Source organism: Actinomadura sp. NPDC047616, from assembly GCF_040642915.1.
GTDB lineage: Bacteria > Actinomycetota > Actinomycetes > Streptosporangiales > Streptosporangiaceae > Spirillospora > Spirillospora miaoliensis.
The window spans coordinates 19084-36289 of record NZ_JBEYTB010000012.1 but is presented as its reverse complement, the minus strand read 5'-3'; the positions used below and the strand labels follow the sequence as shown (position 1 = coordinate 36289).

General features: G+C 73.5%; 14 protein-coding genes. 12 read left to right on the top strand and 2 right to left on the bottom strand.

Going from position 1 to position 17206, the window contains the following annotated elements; translation table 11 throughout:
• The first annotated feature begins 93 nt into the window (after positions 1-93).
• The 8 genes from ABZ801_RS26740 (at position 94) to ABZ801_RS26705 (ending at position 11342) form a co-directional block, all read left to right on the top strand.
• Positions 94-2016 carry a TIGR03960 family B12-binding radical SAM protein gene (locus tag ABZ801_RS26740; protein WP_344951178.1) on the top strand — a complete coding sequence of 641 codons (1923 nt, stop codon included), beginning with the start codon at positions 94-96 and terminating at the stop codon, positions 2014-2016.
• A 246-nt stretch (positions 2017-2262) separates the two neighbouring features.
• Positions 2263-3108, top strand: coding sequence for a TIGR03936 family radical SAM-associated protein (locus tag ABZ801_RS26735; RefSeq protein ID WP_360702637.1), 846 nt, complete (start codon positions 2263-2265; stop codon positions 3106-3108).
• A gap of 207 nt (positions 3109-3315) precedes the next feature.
• Complete coding sequence (locus ABZ801_RS26730) at positions 3316-6420, top strand: Rne/Rng family ribonuclease (RefSeq protein ID WP_360702634.1); 3105 nt, start codon at positions 3316-3318, stop codon at positions 6418-6420.
• Positions 6421-6717: 297 nt separating this feature from the next.
• Positions 6718-7032, top strand: coding sequence for a 50S ribosomal protein L21 (rplU, locus tag ABZ801_RS26725; RefSeq protein WP_344951118.1), 315 nt, complete (start codon positions 6718-6720; stop codon positions 7030-7032).
• A gap of 11 nt (positions 7033-7043) precedes the next feature.
• Entirely contained in the window at positions 7044-7301 is a 258-nt protein-coding gene (gene rpmA / locus ABZ801_RS26720) for a 50S ribosomal protein L27 (RefSeq protein WP_344951115.1), read from the top strand.
• A 112-nt stretch (positions 7302-7413) separates the two neighbouring features.
• Positions 7414-8811, top strand: a complete 1398-nt coding sequence (obgE, locus tag ABZ801_RS26715; RefSeq protein ID WP_360702631.1) for a GTPase ObgE — start codon at positions 7414-7416, stop codon at positions 8809-8811.
• Between the two features lie 62 nt (positions 8812-8873).
• On the top strand, positions 8874-10013 hold the full coding sequence (gene proB, locus ABZ801_RS26710; protein ID WP_344951172.1) for a glutamate 5-kinase: 1140 nt from the start codon (positions 8874-8876) through the stop codon (positions 10011-10013).
• A gap of 27 nt (positions 10014-10040) precedes the next feature.
• Complete coding sequence (locus ABZ801_RS26705; protein WP_360702628.1) at positions 10041-11342, top strand: glutamate-5-semialdehyde dehydrogenase; 1302 nt, start codon at positions 10041-10043, stop codon at positions 11340-11342.
• A 9-nt stretch (positions 11343-11351) separates the two neighbouring features.
• Here the strand turns inward: ABZ801_RS26705 and ABZ801_RS26700 are convergent, their stop codons facing one another.
• Positions 11352-12515: a sensor histidine kinase gene (locus ABZ801_RS26700; RefSeq protein WP_360702625.1), complete on the bottom strand. Its 1164-nt coding sequence runs from the start codon at positions 12513-12515 to the stop codon at positions 11352-11354.
• Positions 12516-12600: 85 nt separating this feature from the next.
• Positions 12601-13626: a M48 family metallopeptidase gene (locus ABZ801_RS26695; protein WP_344951103.1), complete on the bottom strand. Its 1026-nt coding sequence runs from the start codon at positions 13624-13626 to the stop codon at positions 12601-12603.
• 273 nt (positions 13627-13899) lie between these two features.
• Here ABZ801_RS26695 and ABZ801_RS26690 point away from each other — a divergent pair, with 273 nt between their 5' ends.
• The 4 genes from ABZ801_RS26690 (at position 13900) to ABZ801_RS26675 (ending at position 17150) form a co-directional block, all read left to right on the top strand.
• A complete protein-coding gene (locus ABZ801_RS26690; protein ID WP_360702622.1) occupies positions 13900-15207 on the top strand; it encodes a phenylacetate--CoA ligase in 1308 nt (435 codons plus the stop codon).
• 60 nt (positions 15208-15267) lie between these two features.
• Positions 15268-15870: a nicotinate-nucleotide adenylyltransferase gene (gene nadD, locus ABZ801_RS26685; RefSeq protein WP_360702619.1), complete on the top strand. Its 603-nt coding sequence runs from the start codon at positions 15268-15270 to the stop codon at positions 15868-15870.
• A gap of 217 nt (positions 15871-16087) precedes the next feature.
• A complete protein-coding gene (gene rsfS / locus ABZ801_RS26680; protein WP_344951095.1) occupies positions 16088-16501 on the top strand; it encodes a ribosome silencing factor in 414 nt (137 codons plus the stop codon).
• Entirely contained in the window at positions 16494-17150 is a 657-nt protein-coding gene (locus ABZ801_RS26675; protein WP_360702615.1) for a histidine phosphatase family protein, read from the top strand. The genes rsfS and ABZ801_RS26675 overlap by 8 nt, the downstream gene beginning before the upstream one ends.
• Positions 17151-17206: the final 56 nt, after the last annotated feature.

Below are 17206 nucleotides of genomic sequence, written 5' to 3'. Positions count from 1 at the left end.
CTCGACGGATCCGCGCGAGGTCGTGGGCGCCGGTAGGCTGAAAAGCCCTGAGTGAGCTTTGCATCCCGCGTCCACATCATCGGAGGCACCGTCATGCCGGTCGAGTCGATCTTCCCGCGTCTGGAGCCGCTGCTCCCGCGCGTGCAGAAGCCGATTCAGTACGTGGGCGGCGAACTGAACTCCCAGGTCAAAGACTGGGACGAGGCCGAGGTGCGCTGGGCGCTGATGTACCCGGACGCCTACGAGGTGGGGCTGCCCAACCAGGGCGTGCAGATCCTCTACGAGATCCTCAACGAGCGCGAGGGCGTGCTGGCCGAGCGCACCTACTCGGTGTGGCCGGACCTCGAGAAGCTGATGCGCGAGCACGGCGTCCCGCAGTTCACCGTCGACGCGCACCGCCCGGTCGCCGCGTTCGACCTGCTGGGCGTGAGCTTCGCGACCGAGCTGGGCTACACCAACCTGCTGACCGCGCTGGACCTGGCGGGCATCCCGCTGGCGGCGGCCGAACGCGGCGACGAGCACCCGATCGTGCTCGCCGGCGGGCACGCCGCCTTCAACCCCGAGCCGATCGCCGAGTTCCTGGACGCGGCGGTGCTCGGCGACGGCGAGGAGATCGCGCTGGCGATCACCGAGGTGGTCCGGGAGTGGAAGGCCGAGGGCCGTCCCGGCGGCCGCGACGAGCTGCTGCTGCGGCTGGCCTCCTCCGGCGGGGTGTACGTGCCGAAGTTCTACGACGTGACGTACCTGCCGGACGGCCGCATCCAGCGGGTCGCGCCCAACCGCCCGGGCGTGCCGTGGCGGATCGCCAAGCACACCGTCATGGACCTGGACGAGTGGCCGTACCCGCGCAAGCCGCTGGTGCCGCTCGCCGAGACCGTGCACGAGCGCTACAGCGTGGAGATCTTCCGGGGCTGCACCCGCGGCTGCCGCTTCTGCCAGGCCGGGATGATCACCCGTCCGGTGCGCGAGCGGTCGATCACCACCATCGGCGACATGGTGGAGACCGGCGTCCGGGAGAGCGGCTTCCCCGAGGTGGGACTGCTCAGCCTGTCCAGCGCCGACCACAGCGAGATCGGCGACATCGCCAAGGGGCTGGCCGACCGGTACGAGGGCACCAACACCTCGCTGTCGCTGCCGTCCACCCGCGTGGACGCCTTCAACATCACGCTGGCCAACGAGCTGTCGCGCAACGGCCGCCGGTCCGGGCTGACGTTCGCGCCCGAGGGCGGCTCCGAGCGGATGCGCAAGGTGATCAACAAGATGGTCACCGAGGACGACCTGATCCGCACCGTGACCACCGCCTACGAGAACGGCTGGCGGCAGGTCAAGCTGTACTTCATGTGCGGGCTGCCCACCGAGGAGGACGAGGACGTCCTGGCCATCGCCGACATGGCCCGCCGGGTGATCCAGGCGGGCCGGGAGGCCACCGGCCGCCGCGACATCCGCTGCACCGTGTCCATCGGCGGGTTCGTGCCCAAGCCGCACACCCCGTTCCAGTGGGCCGCGCAGTGCGACCACGAGACCGTCGACCGGCGGCTGCGCGCCCTGCGCGACACGCTGCGCAGGGACAAGGAGTACGGCCGCGCCATCGGCCTGCGCTACCACGAGGGCAAGCCGTCGATCATCGAGGGCCTGCTGTCGCGCGGCGACCGCCGGGTCGGCGCGATCATCCGCGCGGTGTGGGAGGACGGCGGCCGCTTCGACGGCTGGAGCGAGCACTTCTCCTACGACCGCTGGGTGGCCTGCGCCGACAAGGCCCTGGCCGACGAGCCGGTCGACCTGGACTGGTACACCACGCGCGAGCGCGACGAGGTCGAGGTGCTGCCCTGGGACCACCTGGACGCCGGTCTCGACCGCGAGTGGCTCTGGCAGGACTGGCAGGACGCCGTCGACGAGACCGAGGTCGAGGACTGCCGCTGGACGCCCTGCTACGACTGCGGCGTCTGCCCGACCATGGGCACCGAGATCCAGATCGGTCCCACCGGCCGCAAACTCCTTCCCCTTTCGGTCGTCTGACCTGGCCCTGACCGCCTGTGCCCGCGCGCCCGACGGCGTGGGCACGGGCGTCCGGAGCCTGTTCCGCCCGCCGTTCACACGGGGTGGAGGACGGCCCGTCCTGGCCGATGCGGGGGTGTCTGGGGCCGGGCGTGGGCGAAAGGGGGGCCGGGGGCCCGTACTCTATAGGGAGACGTTTTCGACTCGATGCGAGTAGGAAGGACTGGAGCCCTGGCACCCCAGCCGGAGGGTCCCGCGCCGGCCCCCGTGATCCAGCGCCTGCGCGTGCGGTACGCCAAGCGCGGCAGGATGCGGTTCACCAGCCACCGCGACATCTCCCGGGCCGTGGAACGCGCCGTGCGGCGCGCCGGGATCCCTGTCGCGTTCAGCGCGGGATTCACCCCGCACCCGAAGATCTCGTACACGGGCGCGGCGGCGACCGGGGTCGCCAGCGAGGCCGAATACCTCGAACTCGGGCTGACCGAGACCCGCGACCCTGCGCGGGTCCGCGGCGATCTTGACGCCGCCCTGCCCGCCGGCCTGGACGTCCTCGACGTGGTGGAGGCCCGGCCGCCGGCCCGCGCGGGGGAGGCGCAGGCCGCACGGCCCGCGGCGCTGGCCGACCGGCTGGAGGCGTCGCTGTGGCAGGTGCGGCTGGACGGCGTGGACGCCGAGGCCGCCGCGAGGGCCGTCGACGCCTTCGTCGCCGCCGACCGGATCGAGGTGGAACGCCTCACGAAGAAGGGACGGCGCCGGTTCGACGTGCGCGCCGCCGTGTCCGCCTGTGAGCTGGACCGGCGCGCCTCGGCGGCGGCGGATGCCCCTTGTGCGATACTTCGAATGGTTGTTCGGCATACCACACCCGCCGTACGACCCGACGACATCCTCGCCGGACTGCGTCAGGTCGCCGACCTCGCGCCGCCGTCGCCGCCGCTGGTGACCAGGCTGGCGCAGGGGCCCGTGGACGCAGGCACCGGTGAGCTCGCGGATCCGCTGGATCCCGACCGGGAGACCGTGGCCCCGTCCGGCGACGACGCCGCGGCGGGCCATGGCCCTGCGCGCACGCAGAGCGCGGAGCCCGCGAGCGCGGATGCCGTCAGCGCCCGTCCGTAAGGGCCGAAGCCGTGCCGGACGCACGGAACCGGTCTCCAGGGAACGGCGGGCGCGCCCCCGACGACTTCGTCGTCGCTGCCGGATCGCGGTCCGGACGTGACGGCGCCGATTGACTGACGGAGAGAGCTCCCGTGCGGCGCACCGCACCGCACCGCCCCCGGGGCGGAGCGCGTGGTCGCGCCCGGGAGCCTGACGGGAGTTGCCCGCATGTTGGAGAACGAAGCCGATCCGGCCACTGCCGAAGGCACAGATAACGAGATCACTTCCGCGGACCCCGCCGCAAGCGCCCCGCGGCGCCCGCGCCGCCGGGCCGCCAGCCGCCCCGCCGGCCCGCCCCCCGAGGTGGACGAAGCCCCCGCCGTGATCACGGTGTCGGCCGAGGCGTCCGGCCCCGCGACGCGCGACGGGCAGGAGCCCCCGCGGGCGGCCGCCGAGGCCGCCGCGCCCGCCGCACCGCCCGCCGAGACCTCCGGTGAGACGACCGGCGAGGAGTCCGACGAGACGGCACAGACGACCGAGCCGACGACCGAACCGACGACCGAGCCGACCACTGAGCCGGCCGCCGAGACGAGCACCGAGCCGAGCGCGGAGCCGGCCGCCGAGGAGCCCGCCCCCCGCAAGCGGGCCACGCGCTCGCGCGCCAAGACCGGCGACGAGGAGGCGGCCCCGCGCCGTACGCGCCGCCGCACCGCGGCCGCGGCCCCGCCCCAGCCCGAACCGCAGCCGGAGCCCGAGCCGGAGACCCGGCCCGAGACGCGGCAGGCCGCGCAGGCCCCGGCCGTTCCGGTCGTCCCGCAGGTGCCCGAGGTGCCGGCCGTGCAGGGGCCCGAGGAGGGCGCCGAGACCGAGCCCGTCGCCGCGTTCGGCATTCCCTCGGTGACCTTCCAGCCGCCCATGGTCGTCTTCCAGCCGCCGCAGCCGGTGGCGCCCGCCCCCGCGCCCGCCGAGACGGCCGGCGACGCCGACACCGCGCAGGACGAGGACACCGGGCCCTCCGACCACGACGAGGACGACGACTCCGACCGTCCCTCGCGGCGGCGCCGCCGCCGGGGCGGACGCGGCCGTGGACGCGGCAAGGACGCCGGCGAGGACGACACCACCGCCGAGGACGACGCCGAGGCCACCGAGCAGCAGCCCAAGGACAAGGACGACGAGGCCAAGGACTCCAAGGCGAAGGACGCCAAGGCGAAGGACGCCAAGGCCAAGGACTCCAAGGCCCCCGCCGACGAGCAGGACGAGGCCGACAGCGACGACGAGGACGGCGCCGAGTCCGGCGCGTCCGGCACCAGCCGCCGCAGGCGGCGCCGCCGTCGCCGCTCCGGGACCGGGGACGGCGAACCGGCGGTGGCGCCCGACGACCCGCCCAACACCGTGGTCCACGTGCGCGAGTCGCGGCCCGCCGCCGAGGCCCGCGCGGCCGCCGAGGACGAGGTGCAGGCGGTGCGCGGCTCGACCCGGCTGGAGGCCAAGAAGCAGCGCCGCCGCGAGGGCCGCGAGCAGGGCCGCCGCCGCCCGCCGGTGATCACCGAGGCCGAGTTCCTGGCCCGCCGCGAGTCGGTGGAGCGGGTCATGGTGATCCGCCAGGAGGGCGAGCGCACCCAGATCGCCATCCTCGAGGACAACGTCCTGGTCGAGCACTACGTCAACCGCGCCACGCACCAGTCGTACGTGGGCAACGTCTACCTCGGCAAGGTGCAGAACGTGCTGCCGTCGATGGAGGCGGCGTTCGTCGACATCGGCAAGGGCCGCAACGCGGTGCTGTACGCCGGCGAGGTCAACTGGGACGTGGCGGGCCTGGAGGGCCAGCCGCGCCGCATCGAGTCGGCGCTCAAGTCCGGCCAGTCGGTGCTGGTGCAGGTCACCAAGGACCCGGTGGGCCACAAGGGCGCCCGGCTGACCAGCCAGATCTCGCTGCCCGGCCGCTACCTGGTGTACGTGCCGGACGGCTCGATGACCGGCATCAGCCGCAAGCTCCCCGACAAGGAGCGCAGCCGCCTCAAGCAGATCCTCAAGAAGATCATGCCGGACAACGCCGGGGTGATCGTCCGTACCGCCGCCGAGGGCGCCACCGAGGAGGAGCTGGCGCGCGACGTGTCGCGCCTGGCGGCCCAGTGGGAGAACATCCAGAAGCAGGTCAAGTCGGCCTCGGCGCCGTCGCTGCTGTACGGGGAGCCGGACCTGACCATCCGGGTCGTCCGCGACATCTTCAACGAGGACTTCAGCAAGCTGGTCGTCTCCGGCGACGAGGCGTGGGACACCGTCTCGGAGTACGTGCGGTACGTGGCGCCGCACCTGGCCGACCGGGTGGAGCGCTGGAACGGCGGCCCCGACGTGGTGTCGGTGTTCCGCATCGACGAGCAGATCGCCAAGGCGCTGGACCGCAAGGTGTGGCTGCCGAGCGGCGGTTCGCTGGTCATCGACCGCACCGAGGCGATGACCGTGATCGACGTCAACACCGGCAAGTTCACCGGCCAGGGCGGCAACCTGGAGGAGACGGTCACCCGCAACAACCTGGAGGCGGCCGAGGAGATCGTGCGCCAGCTGCGGCTGCGCGACATCGGCGGCATCGTGGTGATCGACTTCATCGACATGGTGCTGGAGAGCAACCGCGACCTGGTGCTGCGCCGCCTGGTGGAGTGCCTGTCGCGGGACCGTACCAAGCACCAGGTCGCCGAGGTCACGTCGCTGGGCCTGGTGCAGATGACGCGCAAGCGGGTCGGGCAGGGCCTGCTGGAGGCGTTCTCGGAGACCTGCGAGTGCTGCAACGGCCGCGGCATCCACGTCCAGCTCACGCCCGTGGAGCCCAAGCCGGACAAGTCGGCCGGCACCGGCGGCGGCCGCCGCCGCAAGCGCAAGGGCGAGGTCGAGAAGGCCGTCGAGGAGAAGCTCGCGCAGCACGAGTCCGCCAAGGCCGAGGCGGCGAAGGCGGACGCCGAGGAGGCGCCCGCCGAGGAGCCGGCGGCCGCGCAGGCCGCCGAGACCGCCGAGCGTCCCGCCCGTCGCCGCCGTTCCAGCCGGAGCAAGAGCGCGGCGGCCAAGGCCGAGGCGGAGGCCGCGCCGGCGGCCGAGGCCGCGAGCGACGAGGAGGAGTCGCCGGCGGAGGCGGCCGTGGAGGCCGCCGACGCCGCGGCCGAGGCCGTACCGGGCACGCTGGAGGCCGTGGAGCCCGCCGACGACGGCGAGCAGCCCGCCGCGGCCGAGGACGGCGAGGAGGCGCCGACCGCGGCCAACGGCCGTCGCCGCCGCACCCGCCGGACCCGCGCGAAGGCCGAGGTCGGCGCGGCCGACGCCGGGCAGGCCGACGCCGAGTAGGGCCGATGAGCCGGGCGCCCGGACCGGACCGCGTGGTTCGCGCTCCGGTCCGGGCATCCGGTACCCTTGGACTTCGGCGCGTGCGAGCGCGTCGTTCGGCTTCGCACCCCGAGCCCGAGGGATCGGGACGTGCGTCCCCCGCTCGTCCGGCGGGGTCCAAGCACAGAGCACCGGGTCCAGACCCCGGTGTGCCGCCTCCGGTTCCGGCCGGGGGTAGGCCCTCATCCGAGGGCTGGTGGAAGACCACGTGTGGGACCGGTTGATTCCGGAAGCGCGCGCTAACGAAGGGTTTCCGCGGTGTACGCGATTGTCCGCGCAGGCGGCAGGCAGGAGAAGGTGGCCACGGGCGACGTGCTCACCGTCGACAAGCTGGCCGGTGAGGTCGGCTCGACGGTCACGTTCCCGGCCGTGCTGGTGGTCGACGGCGACGACGTCGTCAGCTCCAAGGCCGACCTTGCCAACTACGAGGTGACCGGCGAGATTCTCGGCGCGGTCAAGGGCCCCAAGATCAACATCATGCACTACCGGAACAAGACCGGGTACAAGCGGCGGATGGGCCACCGCCAGCCGTACACCCAGGTCAAGATCACCGGTATCAAGGCCGGGAAGTAAGGAGCGGTCACATGGCACACAAGAAGGGCGCGTCGTCCAGCCGCAACGGTCGCGACTCGACCTCCAAGCGCCTGGGTGTCAAGCGCTTCGGCGGCCAGCTGGTGAACGCCGGCGAGATCCTGGTCCGCCAGCGCGGCACCCACTTCCACCCCGGGCCCGGCGTCGGGCGCGGTGGTGACGACACGCTGTTCGCGCTGGTCGCGGGCACCGTGGAGTTCCGGCGCTACCGCGGCCGCAACGCGGTGAGCATCGTCCCGCCGGCGGAGTAATCCGCCGCACAGCGACGTTGGTGAAGGGGCGGACCGAACCCGGTCCGCCCCTTCGTCTCGTTACCGGGCACCGAACCGTCCAGCCTCAGCCGTCCAGCCGTAGGAGAAGACCATGGCCGCAGCCACCCAGCAGGGCGCGCAGTTCGTCGACCGTGTGGTGCTGCACGTCGTCGCGGGTCACGGCGGCCACGGCTGCGCCTCGATCCACCGGGAGAAGTTCAAGCCGCTCGGCGGCCCCGACGGCGGCAACGGCGGCCGCGGCGGCAACGTGGTCCTGCGCGTGGACACCGGCACCGCCAGCCTGCTGGAGTACCACCGCCGCCCCTACCGCAAGGCGCCCAACGGGCGTCCCGGGCAGGGCGGGCACCGCACCGGCGCCAACGGCGACGACGTGGAGCTCAGCGTGCCGGACGGCACGGTCGTCAAGGACCGCGACGGCAACGTGCTGGCCGACCTGGTGGGGGAGGGCACCCGCTTCGTCATCGCGCAGGGCGGGCACGGCGGCCTCGGCAACGCGGCGCTGGCCTCGGCCAAGCGCAAGGCGCCCGGGTTCGCGCTGCTGGGCGAGCCCGGCGACGAGCGCGAGGTGGTGCTCGAACTCAAGAGCGTCGCGGACGTGGCGCTGGTCGGCTTCCCCAGCGCGGGCAAGTCGTCGCTGATCGCGGCGATGTCCGCGGCCCGCCCCAAGATCGCCGACTATCCGTTCACCACGCTGGTGCCGAACCTGGGCGTGGTCGAGGCGGGCGACACCACGTTCACCGTCGCCGACGTGCCCGGCCTGATCGAGGGCGCCAGCGAGGGCCGCGGCCTGGGCCACGCGTTCCTGCGGCACATCGAGCGCTGCTCCACCCTGGCGCACGTGCTGGACTGCGCCACCCCCGAGCCGGGACGCGACCCGGTCAGCGACTTCGAGGTGATCGAGCGGGAGCTGGCCGCCTACGACCGCGAGCTGGGCGACCGCCCGCTGTCGGACCGGCCCCGCCTGGTCGTGCTGAACAAGGTGGACGTGCCGGACGCCCGTGATCTGGCCGAGCTGGTGCGGCCCGAGTTCGAGAAGCGCGGCATGAAGGTGTTCGAGGTGTCGGCGGCCAGCCGCGAGGGGCTGCGGGAGCTGACGTTCGCGCTGGCGGAGATGGTGGAGGCGTACCGGGCGGCGCTGCCCCCGGCCGAGCCGACCCGCCTGGTGATCCGGCCGCGTCCGGTCGGCGGCGCCGACTTCGAGATCAAGGACATGGGCGACAACACCTACCTGATCACCGGTGAGAAGCCGGTGCGCTGGCTGCGCCAGACCGACTTCACCAACGACGAGGCGGTGGGCTACCTGGCCGACCGGCTGGCTCGTCTGGGCGTGGAGGAGGCGCTGGCCGAGGCGGGCGCGGCCGCGGGCGCCACCGTGCTGATCGGCACGCCGGACGACTCGGTGGTCTTCGACTGGGAGCCGGACGTGTCCGCCGGCGGCGGTCCCGGGCACGGCCCGCGCGGCACCGACAGCCGCCTCGACGGCCGCTGAACCAGACCCATCCATCGGCTCCATCGGCGAGGGAGAGCATGAGCAGCGAGCGCAGCGCCGTGATGACGGCCGGCGACGAGCTCGCGCGGGCGCGTGAGGTGTTCGCCGGGGCCCGGCGGATCGTGGTGAAGGCGGGGTCGTCCTCGCTGACCACCCCGCTCGGCACCATCGACGCCGACCGGGTGGACGCGCTGGTCGACGTGCTGGCCGCCCGGCGCGCCGCGGGCAAGGAGATCGTGTTCGTCTCGTCCGGCGCGATCGCCGCCGGCCTCGGGCCGCTGGGCCTGGCGCGCCGGCCGTCCGACCTGGCGTTGCAGCAGGCCGCGGCCAGCGTGGGGCAGGGCCTGCTGATCGCCCGCTACACCTCCTCGTTCGCCCGCTACGGGCTGACGGTCGGGCAGGTGCTGCTGACGTCCAACGACATGATCCGCCGGGCCCACCACCGCAACGCCCAGCGCACCCTGGACCAGCTGCTCGCCCTGGGCATCGTGCCGATCGTCAACGAGAACGACACGGTCGCCACCGACGAGATCCGGTTCGGCGACAACGACCGGCTGGCCGCGCTGGTCGCGCATCTGACCCGGGCGGACGCCCTGCTGCTGCTGTCGGACGTGGACGCCCTCTACACCGGCGACCCGCGCCGGCCCGGCGCCCGCCGCGTCGAGCAGGTCCGCGAGCCCGCCGACCTGGCGGGCATCCGCATCGGCGGGCCGAACCAGGCGCGCAAGGTCGGCACCGGCGGCATGATCACCAAGATCGAGGCGGCGCGGATCGCGGGCGTGCCGGTGGTGCTGACCAACGCCGCGTCCGCCGCGCCCGCTCTGGCGGGGGAGCCCGTCGGGACGTACTTCCACCCGTCCCGGGAGAGCCGCATGTCCACCCGGCACCTGTGGCTGGCGCACGCCACCACCGGGCAGGGCCGCATCGTCCTCGACGCGGGCGCGGTCGAGGCCGTGGTCAAGCGCCGCAAGTCGCTGCTGCCCGCCGGGGTGACCGGCGTGGAGGGCGACTTCGCCGCGGGCGACCCGGTGGACCTGTGCGGCGCGGACGGCCGCGTGGTGGCGCGCGGGCTGGTGAACTACGACGCGGGGGAGATCCCCGACCTGATGGGCCGCTCCACCCGGTGGCTGGCCCGCGAGCTGGGGCCCGAGTACGAACGCGAGATCATCCACCGCGACGATCTCGTGATCCTGGACGTCTGACTGGACCTGGACAGTAAGGAGCCGGTGATGGGTGAGCGGGACCGGGAGCGCGAGGAGTTCCTGCGCGTGGCGCGGCTGGCCAAGGACGCCACGGCGACGCTGGCGCCGCTGCCGCGCGCGGCCAAGGACGCGGCCCTGCACGCGATCGCCGACGGGCTGACGGCCGCCGCGCCCGAGATCGTCAAGGCCAACGCGGGCGACGTGGCGCGGGCCCGGGAGGCGGGCATCTCCGAGTACATGATCGACCGGCTGAGCCTGTCGACCGAGCGGATCGCCGCGATCGCCGAGGCGGTCCGCAAGGTCGCCGCGCTGCCCGACCCGGTCGGCGAGACGGTGCGCGGGAACGTCCTGCCCAACGGGCTGGAGCTGCGGCAGATCCGGGTGCCGCTGGGCGTGGTCGGGATCATCTACGAGGGCCGTCCCAACGTCACCGTGGACGCCGCCGCGCTGTGCCTCAAGAGCGGCAACGTGGCGATGCTGCGCGGCTCGTCGTCGGCGATCGAGTCCAACACGGTGCTGGTGCGGGTGATGCAGGACGCGCTGGCCGGCACGGCGGTGCCGCAGGAGGCGGTCCAGCTCGTGCCCGGCACCAGCCGCGAGTCGGTCAAGCACCTGATGCGGGCGCGCGGCCTGGTGGACGTGCTGATCCCGCGCGGCGGCGCGTCCCTGATCAACTCGGTGGTGGAGGAGTCGACCGTCCCGGTGATCGAGACCGGGGTCGGCAACTGCGCGGTGTACGTGGACGCCTGGGCCGACCTGGACATGGCCGTCGACATCGTCGTCAACGCCAAGACCCAGCGGCCGTCGGTGTGCAACGCCGCCGAGACGCTGCTGGTGCACGCGGGCATCGCCGAGGCGTTCCTGCCGCGGGCGCTGGAGGCGCTGCGCGCCAAGGGCGTGACCGTGCACGGCGACGAGCGGGTCCGCGCCCTCGCGGCCCGGAACGGCCACGACGATGTCGTCCCGGCCACCGAGGAGGACTGGTACGCCGAGTACCTGTCCCTGGACATCGCCGTCCGCGTCGTCGACTCCCTGGACGAGGCGGTCGCGCACATCCGCACGTACGGCTCCGGGCACACCGAGGCGATCGTCACCTCCTCCCAGCAGGAGGCCCGCCGGTTCGTGGCGACGGTGGACTCGGCCGCGGTCATGGTCAACGCCTCCACCCGCTTCACCGACGGGGAGGAGTTCGGCTTCGGCGCCGAGATCGGCATCTCGACCCAGAAGCTGCACGCCCGCGGCCCCATGGGGCTGCCGGAGCTGACGTCCACCAAGTACGTGGTGACGGGGGAGGGCCACCTGAAGGGCCAGACCCCGCCCGCCTCCTGAGGCCGCCGCTCAGCCGCCGTGCCCGGCGTCGAGCGGCAGCTCGGCGCCGACGACGAAGCCGCCGAGCGGCCCGCGACCGGCGCGCAGCGTCCCGCCGACGCTGCGCGCCCGTTCGGTCATGCCGACCAGCCCGAACCCCCGAGGGCCGTCGTCCGCCGCCGGTCCGCGGCCGTCGTCCTCGACGGTGACCAGCAGCCGGTCGTCCGCCCGGCACAGCGAGATCCGCACCGACCGCGCGTCGGCGTGTTTGATCACGTTGGTGAGGGCCTCCTGAACGATGCGGTACGCCGCCACGCCGACCTCGGCGGGGATCTCGGTGTCGCCGCGCTCGTCCAGCGTGACCTCCAGGCCCGCGGCCCGCGCCACGTCCGCCAGCTCGCCCACCCGGTCCAGCTCGGGCAGGGGCTCGCCGGCGCCGCCGTCGGCGGCGCGCAGCACCGCCAGGGTGGCGCGCAGCTCCTTGCGGGCGGTCCGGCAGGTGCCCGCGATGTCGCCGAGGGCCTCGGCCAGCTCGGCGCGGTCGATCGGCCGGTCGCCCCCCACCAGGTGCGCCGCCGCCCCGGCCCGCACCCCGATCACCGTGATGCTGTGCGAGAGCAGGTCGTGCAGGTCGCGGGCGATGCGCAGCCGCTCCTCGGCCACGCGCCGCCGGACCTCCTCCTCGCGGGTCCGCTCGGCGCGCTCGGCCCGGTCGATGATCGCCGCCACGTACGCCCGGTGGCTCCGCCACGCCTGGCCCGCGATCACCGCGTCGGCGGTCCACCCGATCGCGCCCAGCTGCGGCGCGCCGAAGTGCACGCCCGACTTCACCACGGTCATGCCGGTGAGCACGACCGCCAGGACCCCCAGGCCGGACAGCACCGCCTGCCGCCGCCCGCCCAGTGCGGACAGGGTGAACAGGGCCAGCAGCCCGGCCGGGATGCCCGCCTCGTTGCGGTACTCCAGCAGGTTGTAGGGCACCAGCAGCACGACCACGGCGACCATCACCACCGCCGGGCATCTGCGCCGCCACGTCAGCACCGTGTACGCGCCGCCCAGCAGCAGCACGCCCACCGCGTTCAGCGGCCGGTGGCCGGGATGCACCAGTGCGTAGGTGACCGCGGCGGTGGCCATCACACCCGCGAGCGGGCCGTCCTGGAGGGAGCGGTTCTTCTTCAGCGCGTCGAGCAGCACGCGCCCATCCTGGCGTGTGCGGCGGAGACGCGCGACGGCCCGGGCGTCCCGGCGGGGACGCGCGGGCCGTCGTGGCGCGGTGCGGTCAGGCGCCGCCGTTGGTCCGGCGGGTGACGCGGTCGAACAGGCCGCCCGCGGCGGACGCGGCGCCCTCGGCGATGTCGCGGACCTTGCCGATGAACGGGTCGGCGCTCTGCGACCACGACTCGCGGTAGGCGTTGGCCGCGTTGCGGATCTCCTCGGAGATCGAGGCGTTGGCGTCGTCCTCGCGGCGCGGGTAGTCGCCGCCCAGGATCCGCTCGTACTCGCCGCTCGTCGCCCACCGGTCGATCTCGGCGAACCGGATGACCGGGTACGGGTGGGTGAGGTTCAGCAGGTTGAGGAACTTCAGGAACCCGTCGCGGACGTCCCCGGCGGCGTCGTACTCGCGGGCCTGCGCCAGGAACGCCTCGGTGTTCATCTCCGACAGGCGGGTGCCGCCGGCCATCTTCATCATCGTGCGCTTGGCCGCGTCGAGGTCCTGCCCGGCCAGCAGCCCCGCCCGGTCGGCCGACAGCTCGGCCTTGCGGAACCACTCCTGCAGCCCCATGATGATCGCCGCGATGCCGATGTTGCCCAGCGGCAGCCACGCCAGCCGCGCGCCCAGCCGGGTCAGGATCATCATCATCGTCTGGTAGACCGCGTGGCCGGACAGGATGTGCCCGACCTCGTGCGCGATGATGAACCGCAGCTCCTCGTCGTCGTGCAGGTCCAGCAGCCCGGTGTTGACCACGATGAACGGGTGGTCGGACCCGATCGCCATGGCGTTGGGCTGCGGCGACTGCTGGACGTAGACCTCGGGGACCTCCGGAAGGTCCAGGATGTAGGCGGCGTCGCGCACCATGTCGTGCAGGTTGCGGAACTGGTTGTCGCCCGCCCGCACCGCCCCGCCGAGGAAGGCCAGGCGGATCGCCCGCTCGTTGAACAGCCCCGACAGCCGTCGCAGGACGACGTCGAACCCGGTCAGCGAGCGCAGCGCCACCAGCGCCGAACGGTCCGCCGGGTGTTCGTAGGCACGGGAACTGATCCCGGGAAAGCGTGTGCGCGCTCGGTCCGGTGTATTCGTCGTCATATCCGGCATGGTATGTCCGACGAACGCCGCGGCCCCCGGGTTCCCCGCAAGATCGCCGGTCGGCCGCGTCCGGCAGCGGCCGCGAACTTTTCCCGTGTGGCCGGCGTCCGCGTGCCCGCGCCCGAGTCCGGGCCCCACCGAACTGCGGCGCGGGCGGGGTGCGTACGGCCTGGCATGCGGGATCAGGGCGGCGTGATCGCGCCGGGGGGTTGCGCTCCCGGCGGGCTTGGGGCTGGAATGCGGATCAGCAGCGGCGTGGCGCGAGGAGGCGCGATGTTCGATCCGAAGGCCGAGGCCATGTCCCGGGACGAGCGGGCCGCGCTGCAGCGGCACCGCCTGTGGGGCCTGATCGACCGGCTGCTGGCGACCGGGGGCGTGCAGGGCGAACGGCTCCGCGAGGCCGGGATCGAACGCGGCGCCGACGTCACCCTGACCGATCTGCCGCGGCTGCCGTACACCACCAAACAGGACCTGTGGGACGCCTACCCGTTCGGCATGGTGGCCGTGCCGCGGGACCAGATCGCGGCCGTGCACGGGTCCAGCGGCACCCGCGGACGGCCCACCCTCGTCGCCTACACGCGTGCCGACCTGGAGCTGTGGGCGGCGATGTGCGCCCGGTCGCTGGCGTGCGCGGGCGCCGGGCCCGGCAGCGTCGTCCACAACGCCTACGGATACGGCCTGTTCACCGGCGGCATCGGCATCCACCAGGGCGCGGTGGCGCTCGGCGCCACCGTGGTGCCCATGTCGGGCGGGATGACCGAACGGCAGGTCCGCATGATCGCCGACCTGCGTCCCGACATCCTGACCTGCACGCCCGCGTACGCGCTGCGGCTGGGCGAGGCGGCCGCCGAGGCGGGCGCGGACGTGTCGTCGCTGCGCGCCGGGGTGTTCGGCGCCGAGCCGTGGTCGGCGGAGATGCGCGCCGCCATCGAGGCCGTCCTGCCGATCAAGGCGGTGGACATCTACGGGCTGTCGGAGATCATCGGGCCGGGCGTGGCCACCGAGTGCCTGGAGCAGAACGGCCTGCACGTCAACGAGGACCACTTCATCGTCGAGACGATCGACCCCGAGACGGGCGAGCCGTGCGCCGAGGGGCGGCTCGGCGAACTGGTGTTCACCACCCCCACCAAGCAGGCGCTTCCGCTGCTGCGCTACCGCACCGGCGACATCGCCTCCCTCACCCACGGCGCGTGCGACTGCGGCCGGACGCTGGTGCGGATGAGCAAGGTCACCGGCCGCGTCGACGACATGCTGGTGATCCGCGGCGTCAACGTCTACCCCAGCGAGGTGGAACGGGTGCTGCTGGCGTCCGGCCTGGTCGGACCGCACTACCAGCTCGTCGTCGACCGCCGCGAGCCCCGCAGCCGGCTGATCGTGGCCTGCGAGCCGCACGAGGGCCGGGAGGTGTCCGCCGAGCTGGCCCGGCTGCTGCGCGCCGAGATCGGCCTGGCCGCCGAGGTGCGCGCCCTGCCCGCGGGCGCCGTCCCGCGCGTGGAGGTCGGCAAGGCGGTGCGGGTCGTGACGTGGGAGTCCGGCGAACCGCCCATCCCGGGCCTGGACCGGCCCCTGGCGGCCACCTGACGGCACCCGATCGACCCCCGGTGGGTTCGATCACGCCCGCCGCTGGCTATTCTCGTCGCCATGACGCAAAAGCGGCGACTGGGGATCATGGGCGGCACGTTCGACCCCATCCACCACGGCCACCTGGTGGCCGCCAGCGAGGTCGCCCACGTCTTCTCGCTGGACGAGGTGGTGTTCGTGCCCACCGGCCGCTCCGCGCACAAGGAGGGCCGCCTGATCACCCCCGCCGAGGACCGCTACCTCATGGCCGTGATCGCCACCGCGTCCAACCCCCGGTTCTCGGTCAGCCGGATCGACATCGACCGGCCCGGCCCCACCTACACCGTCGACACCCTGCGCGACATGCGCCGCCTGCACGGCCCCGACACCGAACTGTTCTTCATCACCGGCGCCGACGCCCTGGCCAAGATGCTCACCTGGCACGACGCCGAGGAACTGTTCGAGCTGGCGCACTTCATCGGCTGCACCCGCCCCGGCCACAAGCTGGCCGACCCGGGGCTGCCCAACGGCCGGGTCAGCCTGATGGAGGTGCCCGCCCTGGCGATCTCCTCCACCGAGTGCCGGGACCGGGTCCGCGCGGGCGAGCCGATCTGGTACCTGGTGCCGGACGGGATCGTCCAGTACATCAACAAGCGGGCCCTGTATCACGACCAGGCCGCCTGACCGGGGGGTCACTAGGGTGTCATCGCCCTGACCTGCCCGGACATCACCTGATATTGGTTTCCCCGCGACGCGGCGCGGGCCATACCCTGGAAAGGGACCGCCCGGTGCCGGAGGACCTGGCCGCACCGGGACACGACAACGAACGGGGCCCGTTCCCACCGCCCGTGAGAGGGTGTATCCGGGAACCGTCCCCGACAGGGAGGATCGCGAGCGCATCGTGACCGCATCCGACAGGGCCGTGCAGCTGGTCCGGCTCGCCGCCGAGGCGGCGAGCGACAAGCTGGCCGACGACATCCTTGCCTACGACGTCAGCGAGCAGCTGGTGATCACCGACGCCTTCGTGCTGTGCTCGGCGCCCAACGACCGGCAGGTCCGCGCCATCGTCGACGAGGTCGAGAAGCGCCTGCGCGAGGACGCCGGCGCCAAGCCCGTCCGCCGCGAGGGCGAACGCGAGGGCCGCTGGGTGCTGCTCGACTACGTCGACGTCATCGTGCACATCCAGCACGAGGAGGAACGCGGCTACTACAGCCTGGAGCGGCTGTGGAAGGACTGCCCCCTCATCGAGCTGCCCGACAGCATCAACGCCCACGCCGCCCAGCGCCCCCGCGCCGTGGGGAGCCCGCGTGACTGAGCCCCGCAGGACCCCCGGCAAACGCACCCTCGTCCTCTGGCGCCACGGCCAGACCCTCTGGAACGTCGAGAACCGCTTCCAGGGCCGGACCGACGTCCCGCTCGACGAGACCGGCGTCCGGCAGGCCGAACGCGCGGCCCGGCTGCTGGCGGCGCTGCGCCCCACCGCGATCCTGGCCTCGCCCCTGCAGCGGGCCGCCCGCACCGCCGACGCCCTGGCCGCCGTAACCGGCCTGCCCGTCCGGCACGACCCCGACCTGGTCGAACGCGACGGCGGTGCCTGGGAGGGCCTCACCGGCAAGGAGATCCGCGAACGCTACCCGGCCGAGCGCGCCGTCTGGCAGCCCCCCGGCGGCGAGACCGCCGCCCAGGTCGGCAAGCGCGTCAGCGCCGCCCTCGAACGCGCCATGGACGACCTGCCCCCCGACGGCCTGCTCGTCGTCGCCTCCCACGGCGCCGCGATCCGCCTCGGCATGTCCCAGATGCTCGGCCTCCCCGAAGACGTCTGGGACAGCATCGGCGGCCTGTCCAACTGCTGCTGGTCCGTCCTCACCGAGCGGCGCAACGGCGGCTGGCGCCTGGCCGAGCACAACGCCGGCACCCTCCCCGAACCCGTCCTCAGCGACGACCGCACCGACAACGGTGCCTGACCCACCGCCCGATATTCGATTCGAGTCCACCGCCCCTGTTCCTATACACTGGCGGA